The organism is Marinobacter sp. SS21, from assembly GCF_028369065.1.
GTDB lineage: Bacteria > Pseudomonadota > Gammaproteobacteria > Pseudomonadales > Oleiphilaceae > Marinobacter.
The window spans coordinates 51,800-67,072 of sequence record NZ_JAQNDA010000016.1 but is presented as its reverse complement, the minus strand read 5'-3'; the positions used below and the strand labels follow the sequence as shown (position 1 = coordinate 67,072).

The window sequence follows — 15,273 nt, the reverse complement described above, 5'->3', positions numbered from 1 at the left end:
TTTTTGCCGGATCTGAGCCCATTCAGGTCGGACGCCTGGAACGAAAAATGCCCCGGAGAGAGTCCGGGGCATTTTTGCTTGGCCGCCTGAAGGCTGTATAACTCGTTTTTACACAGCCTCCATTGACTGGCCTTTCTTTCAATAGTGGTAGCGGGGGCTGGATTCGAACCAACGACCTTCGGGTTATGAGCCCGACGAGCTACCAGACTGCTCCACCCCGCATCAAAACTTGTACTCGCCTAAATATTCAGAGCCTGCCGCTTGGTCGGGCTCATAATCCGAAGGTCGGCGACTCCCTTCGGCTTTTGCGGAGACTGGGAGCCCAACGAGCTACCAGACTGTTCCACCCCGCATCAAAACTTGCTGTTAATCAGGGGTGCCCCCGATCAACGTGGCGCGTATATTAAGGATTTACTGGGGAGCTGTCAAACAAAATCTTGAAATAAATCGATGGAATATTCGGTTTTGTCCGCAGCGGCGGAATTCACGCCCACCGTATCCAGGGCTAGCTGGACCGGCCGGAAGGAACGGCGGTGAATGGGGGTGACGCCGAGGGTGTTGAGGGCGTCCAGATGCACCGGGGTGGGATAGCCTTTGTGCTGCGCCAGACCGTAACCTGGGTAATCGCTTTCCAGCGCCACCATTTCACGGTCACGGGTCACCTTAGCGATGATTGAGGCAGCCCCTATCGCAGCCACCCGACCGTCGCCCTTCACCACCGCCTCGGATGGCCAGTGCCATTTGGGGCAGCGGTTTCCATCCACCAGTACGTACTCGGGCGCAATGGAAAGACCGGCCACAGCCCGCTCCATCGCCACCATGGTGGCCTGATAGATATTCAGTTGGTCGATTTCATCGGCCTCGCAGCGGCCAAGACTCCAGGCTAACGCGTGCTCGACGATCTGATCGTACAGCGCTTCACGGCGCTTTTCGGTCAGCTTCTTGGAGTCCCCCAATCCAGCAATCGGACGCTCCGGGTCGAGAATCACCGCGGCGGTTATGACCGGCCCCGCCAGAGGGCCACGCCCTACTTCATCAACGCCCGCAAGCAGCCGCCCCTGGTAGTGACACTGAAACGGAGGAAGCGGCGCCTTGGCCATCAGGATACCCGCTCCAACAGACCAGTAATCGCGGACGCAGCACGCTCATCGGCGGTACGCCGCAGCTGATGGTGCAAATCCGTAAAAGCGGCGGTCAGCCGGTGGCGTTCCGTTTTGTTTTCGAGACGTTCCAGCACCGCCTGGCCCAAGGATTCCGCCGAAGCCTCATCTTGCAACAGTTCAGGCACCAGCGGCTGTCCGGACAGCAAGTTTGGCAACGCCACATACGGCACCTTCACCAGGCGCGACAGCAAGGCATAGCTGAAGCCACTCAGACGATAGCCCACCACCATGGGCTTCTTCAGCAACATGGCTTCCAGGGTCGCCGTGCCCGACGCCAGCAAGACAACGTCAGCGGCCGCCATCACTTGCCGCGACTGCCCACGGACGATGGTCACCGGCAACTCCACCTCCAGGGCCTGCACCAGCTCACGTACCTGCCGCTCCCGATCTCGATTGGCACAGGGAATGACCAGTTGGAGTTCGGGCCGATGAGACTGCAGCCAGCGGGCGGCAGACAGGAACAAATCGCCCAGCCGGGCGACTTCCCCGGCTCGGCTGCCGGGCAGAATAGCCAGCACCGGGGCATGCTGATCCAGCCCCAGCGCTTCCCGCGCGCCGGCGGTATCGGTGTCCATGGCAATACGGTCCGCCAGCGGGTGACCAACGAACGTAACCGGCACCTTGTGTTCTTCGTAAAAGCGGGCTTCGAAGGGAAACAGAGTCAGCATCAGATCAACCGACTTGGCGATCTTGAAAATTCGCTTCTGACGCCAGGCCCATACCGAGGGACTGACATAATGAACGGTGGGGATGCCAGCCTCCCGGCAACGACGCTCGACGCCCAGAGTGAAGTCAGGGGAATCGATGCCAATAACCACGTCCGGCGGCGTGGTGAGGAAATAATCCATCAGTCGGTCACGGATGCTGAACAGCTCCCGCAGCCGGCCTAGCACTTCTACCAACCCCATAACAGAGAGGCGTTCCATTGGCACCAGGGAATGAAAGCCCTGGGCAATCATCTCATCGCCCCCGATGCCGACAAAGCGGGCCTTCGGGTAACGGGTGCGCAGGGCGCGGATCAGGCCAGCGCCCAGGATGTCGCCCGACGCTTCGCCGGCGACAATACCAAAGGTTATAGGTCGTTCACTGACGACCCGGGGGACGTTCCCGGTCACCGTGGAATCCACTAACGAATAATGCCGCGGGAGGAGTTCCGCAAAGAGTCGATCAGCACCCTTAATTCCGGCATGCTACCGTAGTTCTTGTTCAATTCCTCGATGGCCTGCTCGGTGGTCAGACCCTGACGGTAGATAATTTTGTACGCCCGGCGCAGGTTCAGCATCGCGTCCTTGCTGAAGCCACGACGTTTGAGGCCTTCCACATTGATGCCGAAGGGCTCGGCAGACTGACCGCTCGCCATTACGTAGGCCGGAATGTCCTTCAGTACGATGCTGCCACCGGCGCTCATGCTGTGGGGGCCAATGTTGCAGAACTGGTGCACCATGGTTCCACCGCCGAGGATGGCCCAGTCGCCAACGGTGACATGGCCGGCCAGGGTCGCGCCGTTGGCCAGGATGGTGTTGTTACCCACTTCGCAGTCGTGGGCAACATGCACGTAGGCCATCAGCAGATTGCCGCTGCCAACCTTGGTAGTACCGCGGTCCTGAACGGTGCCGCGATGAATGGTGCAGTTTTCACGAATGACGTTATCATCGCCGATCGTCAGGGTGGTGGGCTCGCCAGCGTATTTTTTGTCCTGGCATTCCTCACCAATGGAAGAAAACTGGAAAATTCGGTTGTTACGGCCAATTTTGGTAGGCCCTTTAACAACCACGTGGGACAAAATCTCGGTCCCTTCTCCAACTTCCACATCCGGGCCGATATAGCTCCAGGGGCCGACGGTAACGCCGTCGGCCAGTTTTGCGGACGGATCTACTATCGCCTGAGGATGTACTCCCGACCAATCATTTGTCGCCATCAATCTCTCTCTCAGCGGTCATCACTTCCGCGACACAGGCAACTTCGCCATCCACCAGCGCGCGGCAGTCAAATTTCCAGATTCCATGTTTACCGGATATAAACTGCGATTCCATCCGCAGCTGATCCCCGGGCACCACAGGGCGCTTGAACCGCACCTTGCTGGAGCCGGCGAGGTAGTGTACCACGCCATCGGATGGCTTTCTTTCCACAGTGACAAAACCAAGAATTCCCGACAACTGCGCCATTGCTTCAACAATCAGCACACCGGGCATAATCGGGTTGTTCGGGAAGTGGCCGGTGAAGAATGGCTCGTTGATGGATACATTTTTGTATCCAACGATCGACTTTCCTTTTTCAACTTCCAGTACTCGATCCACCAGCAGGAATGGATAGCGATGTGGAAGAAACTCCATGATTTCTTGAATATGCATCATCAGGATCGGCCTCAGCCCTCAATTTTCTTTTCCAGTTCCTTCAGCCGTCTTGCCATTGCATCGAGCTGTCGGAAGCGAACCGCATTTTTCCGCCACTGCTTGTTTGATTCCGCGCCGGTCCCCGAGGAATAGACCCCGGGCTCCGATAGGTTGCCCGTTACCAGGGTCATCCCGGTCAGGTGCACCTGGTCGGCGATCTCCAAATGGCCAGCCACTCCCGAAGCGCCGCCAAAGACACAGTGACGGCCAATTCGGGTGCTGCCGGCGATTCCCACCTTCGCCGCCATGGCGGTATGGTCGCCAATGCTGACGTTGTGGGCAATCTGAATCAGGTTATCGAGCTTCACGCCATTGCCGATCACGGTGTCGTCAAGAGCGCCGCGGTCGATGGTGGTATTCGCCCCTACTTCCACGTCGTCCCCGAGCACCACTCGGCCAACCTGGGCGATGCGATGCCAAACTCCGCGTTCGTTTGCAAAACCAAAGCCGTCTGAGCCCAGCACCGCTCCGCTGAGCAGGTGACAACGCGCCCCGACCACCACGTCATGGGCCAGGGTCACTCGGGGCCGTAGCACGGAACCGGCACCAATCTGGCAGCGGGCGCCAATCACCGAGCCGGCGCCCACCACCACGTTGTCGCCAAGGACCACGCCAGCTTCCAGCACGGCCAGAGGCCCGACGCTTGCACTGTCGGGCACAACCGCACTGGAATCGACAATGGCACTGGGGTGTACTCCCGGCTCGGCAACCGGCGCCGGATCAAACCAGTGACTGAGCCGAGCATACCCGAGATAGGGGTTATCCAGTAACAGGACATTGGTCGGAGTCTGGTCTGCCGCGGCAGGCGCCACAATGACGGCAGAAGCCTGGGTTTGAGAAAGGTAGCGGGCGTAACTGGGGTTGGCCAGAAACGAAATCTGTCCAGGCCGGGCCGCCTGCAAGGTAGCAATACCTGTGATTTCGGTTTCCGCTTCCCCTCTGAGCTCCGCACCAAGAAAACGGGCGATTTCTCCGAGGGTAACTGTCTGCGTGGTCATGGCTGGCTTCTGCTCGCGGTAATAGGACAGCGGCCCCGGTCATCCCGGGGTCGAGAGGCAGGGTTGCGTTACTGGTTCAGTTTTTCGAGTAACTGGGTCGTCAGGTTCAGCTCAGGCTTGACGTACACCACCGCTTCGCTGGGCAGGATGAGATCCAGGTTATTTTCTTCCAGCAATTCCTTGACCGCGGCGTCCACGTCGGGACGAGCCTGTTCCAGAAAGGCCTGCTTGCGGCTGGCAACCGTGGAGTCCAGACGCTGCTTGAGGAAATTGAACTCTTTTACCTTGTCCTGAAACTGGGTCGCCAGGGTGTTGCGCTCGGTTTCATTCATCATGGCACCGTCACTTTCCAGACGCTCCTTCAGTTCCCGCGCCGCGTCCTGAACCGCCCGAACGTTGGCTTCCTCCTCGGCAAAATCCCGTTGTAATTGATCGCTAAACGCCTGCGCGGCGTCGGAGGAAAACAGCGCCTGGCGGAGGTCGACTACGCCAATCCGGGTTTCCGCCATGGCGGTCGGGGTGGCGATGATCAAGGCCAGCAGGGCGACAAGAGCGGGTATTCTGAACATAGTAATTCTCCTCGTTATTGTACGGTTACGACTCATCCTGTCCGTAATCAGAAGCTTTGGCCCAGCGAGAACTGGAAGACCTGGGTATCATCCCCGGATTTGTCATTGAGTGGTTTCGCCAGGCTGAAGGCCAGCGGACCCACCGCGGTGATCCACTGAAAACCGACACCGGCGGAGACTCGCAACTCATCGAACGCCGGATCGAAATCCCGGTCGGAGTCGAACACCTGGCCGCCATCGATGAAGAACGATGTGCGCATGGATCGGCTGTCGTTGGCAAACGGTGTCGGGAAGATCAGTTCCAGGCTGGCCTCGGTCAGCAGATTACCGCCAAACGGGTCCGGATCCGACAGGTCGTTCGGGCTATTGGTGGCCAGAGGCCCCAATGAGTTGGCTTCAAAGCCCCGGACCGAACCATAGCCGCCGGCGTAGTAATGTTCGTAGAACGGCATCACATCCCGGTCGCCATAGCCATCGCCATAACCAACTTCGGTGCGGGCTCGCAGGATCCAGCTCTGGGCATCGTTGAGGGGCTGGTAGAAGTCGGTGCGATGGCGCAGCTTGTAGTATGTCAGGTCACTACCCGGCACCGCGATGTCGGCGGATACCGAATGGCTGTAGCCATCGGTCGGCAGTACCCCTCGGTTCAGGGTACTGCGGTTCCAGGAACCGAACAGGAAGTAGTTGTTAAAACTGTTACCTTCCTGCTCGATGAATTCTTCAACTTCCAGGGCGGTGAAGCTTCCGGACTTGACCTTGGAATGGGTGTAGCCAAGGCCGAAGTTGATGCGGGTGATGTGATCGGTGGGGTAACCGAAGGTCAGGCGACCGCCGTACTCGTCCAGCAGGTAGGACGAGATATCCTCGGCTTCGTAGTCGGTCTCCCGGGCAAAAACGCTAAAGCCACGACTCACCCCGTCGACGGTGAAGTAGGGGTTGAGGTACGAAAAGTTGGCGCTCTTGATGGAATCACTGACATTGGCCCCGATGGACACCCGTTTGCCGCTACCGAAGAAGTTATTCTCCGAGATGCTGGCCCCCAGGATGGCGCCCGAGGTCTGGGAATAGCCGACAGACGCAGAGAGGCTGCCGGTTGGCTGCTCTTCCACGGTGTAGTTCACATCCACCTGATCGTCAGTGCCCAGCACCGGAACCGTTTCCACGTCGACGGTCTTGAAGAAGCCCAGGCGTTCGAGCCGGGTCTTGGAGAATTCAATGCGATCAGTGGAGGCCACGCCGCCTTCCATCTGGGTCATTTCCTGGCGCAGCACATCGTCGCGGGTCGAGACGTTGCCCTGGAAATTAATGCGACGTACGTAGGCCCGATTACCCGGCTCCACGAAGAAGGTCACCGTGGCGGTGTTGTCATCGTGGGTTTCCGGGATGGCATTGATATTGGCGAAGGCATAGCCTTCGGTGCCCAAACGCCGTGACAGCAGCTCGGAGGTGGACGTCATGTGCGCCCGGGAGAATACGTCCCCTTCCTCAATAAAGATCAGGTTCCGAAGCTCCTCTTCGGGCAGGATCAGCTCACCCCGCAGCTGGATATCACGGACGGTGTATTTGGGACCTTCATCCACTGCGATAGCAATGAAGACTTCTTTCTTGTCCGGCGAGATGGAGACCTGACTGGATTCCACCGTGAAGTCGATGAAGCCCCGATCCAGGTAGTAAGAACGCAAGGTTTCCAGATCGCCGCTGAGCCGCTCCCGGGCGTACTTGTCGGCGCTGGTCAGTGACGCCCACAAACTGCTGGTCTGCAGCTCCAGCAGATCCAGCAGTTCTTCGTCGTCAAAGGCCTCGTTACCAACGATGTTGATACGCTGGATCGCGGCAACGCTGCCTTCGTTAATATCGAGCTGAATGGCCACCCGGTTCCGCGGCAGCTCCTCCGCCGTCGCCTTGACGCGGGCGTTGTAACGGCCTTGAGCGACGTAAGAGCGCAGGATTTCAAGTTCCAATCGCTCGAGCGTGGCCCTCCGGAATACCTGCCCTTCCTGCAACCCGGCACTGGACAGTGCATCAAGCAGCATATTGGTCTCGATATTCTTGTTGCCTTCGATTTCGATGGAGCTGATGGAAGGGCGCTCCTGAACCGTCAGGATCAGCACGCCGCCATCTCGACTGGCGGCAACATCCGTGAACAGACCGGTGCGGAACAGCGTCCTGATAGCGCCGGCCAGCTCTCGCGAATCCATCGACTCGCCGATGCCAACCGGGAACGCCGAGAAGACGCTGCCTGCGGATACCCGCTGCAGGCCCTCTACTTCAATATCGGAAACGATGAACGCTTCAGCTTGCGCTGACTGGCCACCCACGGTAGTAACTAAAAGGCCGAAAACTGCCCCAAAAAGAGAACGTCTCATTCAATAAGTTCGCCTGTTAGTGCGCGTAAGAAGGTGGCAATTCTCACAACCGCATCAGGTCGTTGTAAAGTGCAAACACCATCAATGTAAGAATCATTGCCAAGCCAATTCGAATTCCGAACGCCTGAGCCTGCTCTGACAGCGGCTTCCGGCGAATGACCTCGATGGCATAAAAAACAATATGGCCGCCATCCAAGACCGGGATCGGCAGCAGGTTCAAGACCCCCAGGCTCACGCTGAGATAGGCCAGGAACCGGATAAAGTCCTCAAAGCCAGAGCTAACACTGGCCTCTGCAACCCGTGCAATGGTGATCGGCCCACTCAGGTTGGTGGGCGACAGGAGCCCGGTCAGCATTTTCTTGATCGCCACCAGCGTCAGTCGGGTATCGGACCAGGTTGCCGAGAGTCCATGGGAAATGGCTGACAGCGGATTGTAACTGACCTCGCGCAATAAATCGTCAGGCCACTGCACGGTCGTTGCGCCGGCGCCTACCAGGCCGAAGGTTTCGCCGTCCTCGCTGGTATAGGCGGCCGGGGTAACCGTCACCATGCGTTCGTTACCGTCGCGGCGTAGGCTCAGATTCAGCGGCTGTTCCGGTGCCGCACGAATCTGCTCAACCAGGGCAAACCAATCCACCACCGACTGGCCATTCACCGCCAGGATCTGGTCACCCGGCTTGAGTCCGGCGGCCTCTGCCCGTCCTTCCGGCAAGATCTCGCCAAGTACCGCGGGCACCTGCGGCCGCCAGGGCGTCACACCAAACTGCTGCAAGGGGTAAGACTGCTCATCGCCCAACCGCCAACCTGCCAGTCCGGTACTTAAGGTCTGTTGCTGGCCCTGCTCCACCACGGTCATGCCAATACGGTCGTGCTCTCCGGCCCGTTCCAGCAGGCGCATGTTGATGTCCCGCCAGGACGTCACCGCACGGCCATCCACCGCGACGATCTCCATGCCAGGCGCCAGGCCCATCCGCTCGGCCACGGATTCCGGCTCAATGGCGCCGACAATGGGGGCAACGGTGGTGAACCCGACGACGCCCAACAGCCAATAGGCGGCGATCGCGAACAGGAAGTTGGCGACAGGTCCGGCTGCGGCGATGGCGATACGTTGACTGGGAGGTTTGGAGGTAAAAGCCTGGTCGCGTTCATGGTCCGGCACCGGCCCTTCACGCTCGTCGAGCATTTTGACGTAGCCGCCTAGCGGTATGGCGGCGATGGCAAACTCGGTGCCGTGTTTGTCGTACCAGGAGTAGAACGGCTTGCCAAAGCCGACAGAGAATCGCAGGACTTTAACGCCGCAGCGACGGGCTACCCAGAAGTGTCCGAATTCGTGAATGGTAACCAGAATACCCAGGGTTACCACTAGCGCCAAAACGGTCTGAACCAGCTGCATTGTGCTCTCGACTGTTTGTGTAAGGGATTTCAGGCGTCAGACAGCAATCTTTGGCAACTGTTCCTGCGCCTTGCACCGGGCCTCCCGGTCCTTGGCAAAGAGCCCATCGAAATCATCTGCCGCCTCTGTCGTCATACAAGCCAACGTGCGTTCTATCATAACGGGTATGGCGGTAAAGCGAAGCTTACCGTTCAGAAAGGCCGCCACCGCGACTTCATTGGCGGCATTCAGAACCGCCGGTGCGGTTCCGCCAGCCTCAAACGCCTCCGCCGCCAGCCGCAGGCAGGGAAAACGCTCCAGGTCCGGACGCTCGAAGTTAAACTGTCCCAACGCAAACAGATCCAACGGCTTTACCCCCGCGTCGATGCGCTCCGGCCAGGCCAGGCCATTGGCGATTGGGGTGCGCATATCGGGGCTACCCAATTGTGCAAGCACCGAGCCATCCACGTAATCCACCATGGAGTGAATAATACTCTCAGGGTGGATGTGAACCTCAACCATCTCGGGACGGGTATCAAACAGCCAGCAGGCCTCGATCAGCTCCAGCCCTTTGTTCATCAGACTGGCCGAATCCACCGAGATTTTCTGCCCCATGGACCAGTTGGGATGGGCACAGGCCTGGGCAGGCGTGACGTCCCGCAAGGCCTCCCGACTGAAGGTGCGGAAAGGTCCGCCAGACGCGGTCAGCAGGATGCGACGAACCCCCGCGCCCTTGAGATCACGCATTCGGTCACTGGGCAGGCATTGAAAGATGGCGTTGTGCTCACTGTCGATCGGCAGCAGTTCTGCGCCGGAACGGGCGACCGCATCCATGAACATCTGCCCGGACATCACCAGGGCTTCCTTGTTGGCCAGCAACACGCGTTTTCCGGCGTTCGCCGCCGCCAGGGTTGGCGGCAACCCCGCAGCCCCCACGATGGCCGCCATCACCGTATCAACCTCTGGCGCGGCTGCGACCTGGCACAAGCCGGCCTCCCCCGCCAGAACATCGGTCACACCGTCATCCGGTAGCCGGACCGCAAGCTGCTCTGCCGCCTTGGGATCCGCCATGACGGCAAAGCGGGGACGAAACTCCAGACACAGGCGAACCATGTCATCAACGCGACGGTTGGCGGTGAGCGCATACACTGAAAAGCGCTCAGGGTGGCGCCGTATCACATCCAGGGTACTTTGCCCAATGGACCCGCTGGCGCCGAGGACGGTTACGCTACGCATTACCAAGCGCCCGCAGTCAGCCAGCCCAGCTGGGAAATCAGTAGCGCAAACACCGGGATGGCCGCGGTCAGACTGTCAATTCGATCCATGATACCGCCGTGGCCTGGCAACAGATGACTGCTGTCCTTGATGCCACGAAATCGCTTGAGCATGCTTTCCAGCAAGTCGCCAAGGACCGATACCGCACCGGTCACCAGACTCGCCAACACCAACAGGATGGAGTCCTCGACGCCGGCGTTGGCTAGCCAGCTGACAATCAGGGCGAACACGGTGACAGCGGCCAAACCGCCCCACACCCCCGCCCAGGACTTACCCGGACTGACTCGCGGTGCCAGCTTGGCCTTGCCGAACGCTCGTCCGGCGAAATAGGCACCAATGTCGGCGACCCAGACAATGCAGAAAACGTAAAGGATAATCAGCAGGTTATTGTCTACCGCACCGAATTGGAAGCTACCTGTGCGCAACACATTGAGCCCGACCCAGGCCGGCACCAACACTGCCAGCCCCATCAAAAGGCGAACCGCAACCGGGGACCAAGTCGCACTGCCCGACGGGTAGCTGCGGACCAGTAACAAACAGACAAACCACCACGCGACTGCTAGCCACAGCACCGCCGAATGGGGCTGGTACACCAACCACAGCACCAGGGCTACGGCAGCGGCATAGGCCACGCGCGCGAACTGACGGGTCAAGCCCGCCATATTCGCCCACTCCCAGGCGCCGAGCGTGATGATGGCGCCGGTAAACAGGGCAAAACCCAGCGGCGGCAGAAAAAAGATGCCGCCAATAGCAATGGGGGCCAGGATCAGAGCGGTGATGATGCGGGTTTTGAGCACAGTCTTATTCGCTTATAGGTCATTATTTTCAAGCGGGTGGGCAGCGGCAAGCTGGTCGTCTGTTTGGCCGAACCGGCGCTGACGCTGCGAATAGGCCGACAGCGCTTTACGCATTTCGTCTTCAAGGAAGTCCGGCCAGTAAACGTCGGAGAAATAGAACTCCGTGTACGCCAGGTGCCACAGCAGGAAATTACTGACCCGTTGTTCACCGGCGGTTCGGATCATCAGGTCAGGCATCGGCAGATCGCCAATGGACAGGTGTTGTTGGATCACCGTGTCGTTGACATCGGACAGGGCGAGACGACCAGCGCGCACTTCCTCGGCCACTTTGCGGGTCGCCTGGGTGATGTCCCAATGACCACCGTAGTTAGCGGCGATCACCAGAGTCATCAGCGTGTTGTCCCGGGTTAACGCCTCCGCCCGGGCCATATGCTCCTGCAGCTTGGGGCTGAAAGCGCTGCGATCGCCGATAATGCGAAGCCGGATGTTGTTGCGGTGGAGTTTTTTGACTTCTCGCTCCAATGCGAACAGAAACAATCGCATCAGGGCGGAGACTTCCTCTTCCGGACGACGCCAGTTTTCGCTGGAGAACGCAAACAGGGTGAGCACCTCGACCCCTTCCCTGGCGCAAGTCTCTACCACGGCCTTGACTGCCTTGACGCCGGCTTTGTGCCCCGCCACCCCGTTCAGCCGATGAGCCTTGGCCCAGCGGTTATTGCCATCCATGATAATGGCCACATGCCGGGGTCGGGCATCGGCCGTGACCGGAATTTCTGCGGATACACTGTCCGTCATGCTATCCCCTGCCCAGGAAGAGCCCCGCCGGGTCTGCCTGGTAATTCATTGGTAAAAGTGAATGGAGGCTTACACCTCCATCAAGTCCTCTTCCTTGGCTTTGAGCATCTTTTCCACTTCCGCAATGTAGCGATCCGTGAGCTTCTGGATCTCATCCTCGGCACGACGCTGATCGTCCTCGCTGATCTCCTTTTCCTTGAGCAGGTCTTTGACGACAGAGTTGGCATCACGCCGGGCGTTGCGGATGGAAACCCGACCATGCTCGGCATCGGCTTTCGCCTGCTTGACCATTTCGCGGCGGGTCTCTTCGGTCAGCATGGGCATTGGCACCCGGATGGCGTCGCCGCTGGTGGAAGGGTTCAACCCCAGGTCGGACATCATGATGGCCTTTTCAATATTCGGCACCAGATTCTTTTCCCACGGCGCCACCAGCAGCGTCCGGTTATCTTCGACGTTGACGCTGGCCACCTGCTTGAGCGGAGTTTCCTGGCCATAGTAATTCACCATCACGCTATCGAGAATGGCCGGATGGGCACGACCGGTGCGGATTTTGTTAAACGCGGAGGCCAGAGCTTCCAGGCTCTTTTTCATGCGTTGCTCGGCATCGGATTTGATTTCGTTAATCACTGCAGCATCCTCAATTCGTTGACTTACACAATCCGTTGGGAATCCGGGGTAACGTTCGATCCGGCATTACTCAATCCCGGTATTGTTCAATCCCGACATCACTCAACCCGATATCACTCAATCAATGTGCCTTCCGGCTCGCCGGTCACAATGCGGGTCAGCACGCCGGGTTGGTTCATATCAAAAATTCGCAGGGGCATACCGTGGTCTCGGGCCAGACAAATCGCCGTCAGGTCCATGACCCCGAGCTTCTTGTCCAATACATCATCATAGGCCAGGGCGTCGTATTTCTCTGCGGTTGGGTCGAGCACCGGATCTGCAGAGTACACGCCATCCACCTTGGTGGCCTTGAGTACCGCATCGGCCTCAATTTCGATGCCCCGCAAGCAAGCCGCCGAATCCGTTGTGAAGAACGGATTACCGGTGCCGGCACAGAAGATCACCACATCGCCGTCCTTGAGATCCCGCACCGCTCGCCGACGGTCATAATGCTCCACAATACCACTCATGGGGATGGCGGACATTACTCGGGTGCGGATATTGGAGCGCTCCAGCGCGTCCCGCATCGCCAGACCGTTCATCACCGTCGCCAGCATCCCCATGTGATCGCCGGTGACCCGGTCCATGCCGGCGGCATTCAGCGCCGCGCCGCGAAACAGGTTGCCGCCGCCAATCACCAAGCCAACCTGAACACCTATACCGATCAGTGCGCCGATTTCCAGCGCCATGCGATCCAGCACCTTGGGGTCAATACCAAAGTCGAGCTCGCCCATCAGGGCTTCGCCGCTGAGCTTGAGCAGAACGCGCTTGTATCTCGGTTGAGTGTTCGACGACTTTGGCATGCTGATCCCCTATATCGATGTCTGGCAGGAAAGTGACGCTACGGGAGTACCGCGCCAGGTAAACGACGCGACCTCTGAACCGGGCTTGCATCTGACATACCTCTTGCGACTCAGTGCTTGATCAAGACGCACATCCTGACCAAAAGGGGTATCTCAGATACAAGCCCGCCACGAGGGCCGGGTTACCCCAACCAACGTGGCAGACTTGGGAGCTCCTGACACCAATTACAGTGCCGGGCGCAAAGAAGGATCAGGCCTTGCCAGTGCCAGCTGCGGCTGCAACTTCGGCGGCAAAGTCCACTTCTTCTTTTTCGATGCCTTCACCCACTTCCAGGCGAACAAAGCTGACCAGCTCGCCACCAGCGGACTTGATCAGCTCACCCACGGTCTGGTCCGGGTTCTTGACGAACGGCTGGTCAACCAGGCTGTTTTCCTTGAGGAACTTCTTGATCCGGCCGCCCATCATCTTCTCGATGATTTCAGCAGGCTTGCCTGCCATGTCCGGCTGGGCCTTGATGATTTCTTTCTCTTTTTCCAGCTCTTCCGCCGGCATCTCTTCCGGCTTGCCTACCCGCGGATTAACCGCAGCGGCGTGCATGGCAACATCGCGAGCCACTTCGGAATCACCGGCGGTGATGGCAACCACACAGGCAATCTTGTTGTTGCTGTGGACATAGCCACCCACAACCGGGCCAGCGACCTTAACGATGCGACGTACAGTGATGTTCTCGCCAATTTTCTGGACCAGCGCTTCACGCTTGGCTTCCAGATCGCCTTCCATCAGCTTGGCAACGTCGGTTTCACCGTTAGCTACGGCCAGCGCGAGAACCTCGTTGGCAAACACCAGGAAGTTGTCATCACGAGCAACGAAGTCAGTTTCGCAGTTAACTTCCAGAATGAAAGCGCTGGTGTTGTCGTCAGACACCTTGATCAGGGAAACGCCTTCAGCGGCAGTACGACCGGCTTTCTTGGCAGCCTTCAGGCCAGAAGACTTACGCAGTTCTTCGATTGCAGCGTCAACACTGCCATCAGCTTCTACCAGTGCCTTCTTGCACTCCATCATGCCAAGACCGGTGCGCTCACGCAGCTCCTTGACCATTGCAGCGGTAATAGCAGCCATGTTCAATCCTCTCACTTTCAGGAATCTGGAGTCCCGCCCCCAAGGGGGGTCGGTACAAATGTAATGGGGTTGTTTCTATTTAAAGAAAGGGGGACCGGAGAATAACCCCTCAGCCCCCACATTCGATCGCTGAAACACAATCAGCAAAAGACGCCCGAAACCTTACTCGGCAGCCGGTGCGGCGCCTTCGGCATCTTCGCTGACTTCAACGAATTCGTCAGCACCCGGGCCAGCCTGAGCACCTTCAAGGCAGGTGTCGGCCATGGCCTTCACGTAGATCTGGATGGCGCGAATGGCATCGTCGTTACCAGGAATCACGTAGTCAACGCCGTCCGGGTCACTGTTGGTGTCCACCACACCGATAACAGGGATGCCCAGCTTGTTGGCTTCTTTGATGGCGATCCGCTCGTGGTCCACGTCGATGACGAACAGGGCATCCGGCAGGCCACCCATGTCCTTGATACCGCCGATGCTGCGCTCCAGCTTATCCATCTCGCGGGTACGCTCAAGCGCTTCCTTCTTGGTCAGCTTGTCGAAGGTACCGTCTTTGCTCTGGGTTTCCAGCTCGCGATAACGACGAATGGACTGACGGATGGTCTTGTAGTTGGTCAACATACCGCCCAACCAGCGATGGTTGACGAACGGCTGACCGGCGCGCTCCGCCTCTTCCTTGATGATTTTTGCTGCGGCACGCTTGGTACCTACGAACAGAACCTTGTTCTTGCTCTCTGCCAGCTGCTGAACGAACTTCAGGGCGTCGTTCATGGCAGGAACAGTCTGTTCCAGGTTGATGATATGAATCTTGTTGCGGGCACCGAAAATGTATTTGCCCATTTTCGGGTTCCAGTAACGGGTCTGGTGACCGAAGTGAGCACCTGCCTTCAGCAGGTCACGCATATTTACCTGAGCCATGATATTTACCTTTTAGCTTCGGGTTAGTCCTCCACACGTCCGAT

Annotated in this window: 15 protein-coding genes and 1 tRNA gene; all 16 read right to left on the bottom strand. The window is 58.6% G+C overall.

Annotation, left to right across the window (positions count from 1 at the left end; translation table 11 throughout):
- Positions 1–145 precede the first annotated feature (145 nt).
- Positions 146–222, bottom strand: a tRNA-Met gene (locus N6L25_RS16775).
- Between the two features lie 203 nt (positions 223–425).
- Positions 426–1,100 carry a ribonuclease HII gene (rnhB, locus tag N6L25_RS16770; RefSeq protein WP_271982683.1) on the bottom strand — a complete coding sequence of 225 codons (675 nt, stop codon included), beginning with the start codon at positions 1,098–1,100 and terminating at the stop codon, positions 426–428.
- Positions 1,100–2,278: a lipid-A-disaccharide synthase gene (gene lpxB, locus N6L25_RS16765; RefSeq protein ID WP_271982680.1), complete on the bottom strand. Its 1,179-nt coding sequence runs from the start codon at positions 2,276–2,278 to the stop codon at positions 1,100–1,102. Before lpxB ends, rnhB begins: the two co-directional genes overlap by 1 nt.
- An 11-nt stretch (positions 2,279–2,289) precedes the next feature.
- A complete protein-coding gene (gene lpxA / locus N6L25_RS16760; RefSeq protein WP_271982678.1) occupies positions 2,290–3,081 on the bottom strand; it encodes an acyl-ACP--UDP-N-acetylglucosamine O-acyltransferase in 792 nt (263 codons plus the stop codon).
- Positions 3,068–3,517: a 3-hydroxyacyl-ACP dehydratase FabZ gene (gene fabZ / locus N6L25_RS16755; RefSeq protein ID WP_271982675.1), complete on the bottom strand. Its 450-nt coding sequence runs from the start codon at positions 3,515–3,517 to the stop codon at positions 3,068–3,070. Before fabZ ends, lpxA begins: the two co-directional genes overlap by 14 nt.
- A gap of 11 nt (positions 3,518–3,528) precedes the next feature.
- Positions 3,529–4,554, bottom strand: coding sequence for a UDP-3-O-(3-hydroxymyristoyl)glucosamine N-acyltransferase (gene lpxD, locus N6L25_RS16750; RefSeq protein WP_271982672.1), 1,026 nt, complete (start codon positions 4,552–4,554; stop codon positions 3,529–3,531).
- Between the two features lie 68 nt (positions 4,555–4,622).
- On the bottom strand, positions 4,623–5,123 hold the full coding sequence (locus N6L25_RS16745) for an OmpH family outer membrane protein (protein WP_271982668.1): 501 nt from the start codon (positions 5,121–5,123) through the stop codon (positions 4,623–4,625).
- 47 nt (positions 5,124–5,170) lie between these two features.
- Positions 5,171–7,489 (bottom strand): outer membrane protein assembly factor BamA, encoded by a 2,319-nt coding sequence (gene bamA, locus N6L25_RS16740; protein WP_271982665.1) that lies wholly within the window; start codon positions 7,487–7,489, stop codon positions 5,171–5,173.
- Between the two features lie 43 nt (positions 7,490–7,532).
- Positions 7,533–8,882 (bottom strand): RIP metalloprotease RseP, encoded by a 1,350-nt coding sequence (gene rseP, locus N6L25_RS16735; protein ID WP_271982662.1) that lies wholly within the window; start codon positions 8,880–8,882, stop codon positions 7,533–7,535.
- Positions 8,883–8,918: 36 nt separating this feature from the next.
- Positions 8,919–10,097: a 1-deoxy-D-xylulose-5-phosphate reductoisomerase gene (gene ispC / locus N6L25_RS16730; RefSeq protein ID WP_271982660.1), complete on the bottom strand. Its 1,179-nt coding sequence runs from the start codon at positions 10,095–10,097 to the stop codon at positions 8,919–8,921.
- A complete protein-coding gene (locus N6L25_RS16725) occupies positions 10,097–10,933 on the bottom strand; it encodes a phosphatidate cytidylyltransferase (RefSeq protein WP_271982658.1) in 837 nt (278 codons plus the stop codon). Before N6L25_RS16725 ends, ispC begins: the two co-directional genes overlap by 1 nt.
- A gap of 12 nt (positions 10,934–10,945) precedes the next feature.
- Positions 10,946–11,728: a polyprenyl diphosphate synthase gene (gene uppS / locus N6L25_RS16720; protein WP_271982655.1), complete on the bottom strand. Its 783-nt coding sequence runs from the start codon at positions 11,726–11,728 to the stop codon at positions 10,946–10,948.
- A gap of 69 nt (positions 11,729–11,797) precedes the next feature.
- On the bottom strand, positions 11,798–12,355 hold the full coding sequence (gene frr, locus N6L25_RS16715) for a ribosome recycling factor (protein WP_271982653.1): 558 nt from the start codon (positions 12,353–12,355) through the stop codon (positions 11,798–11,800).
- Positions 12,356–12,468: 113 nt separating this feature from the next.
- Positions 12,469–13,197: a UMP kinase gene (pyrH, locus tag N6L25_RS16710; protein ID WP_271982651.1), complete on the bottom strand. Its 729-nt coding sequence runs from the start codon at positions 13,195–13,197 to the stop codon at positions 12,469–12,471.
- Positions 13,198–13,447: 250 nt separating this feature from the next.
- Positions 13,448–14,317 (bottom strand): translation elongation factor Ts, encoded by an 870-nt coding sequence (gene tsf, locus N6L25_RS16705; RefSeq protein WP_271982649.1) that lies wholly within the window; start codon positions 14,315–14,317, stop codon positions 13,448–13,450.
- Positions 14,318–14,479: 162 nt separating this feature from the next.
- Positions 14,480–15,229 (bottom strand): 30S ribosomal protein S2, encoded by a 750-nt coding sequence (rpsB, locus tag N6L25_RS16700; RefSeq protein WP_271982647.1) that lies wholly within the window; start codon positions 15,227–15,229, stop codon positions 14,480–14,482.
- Positions 15,230–15,273: the final 44 nt, after the last annotated feature.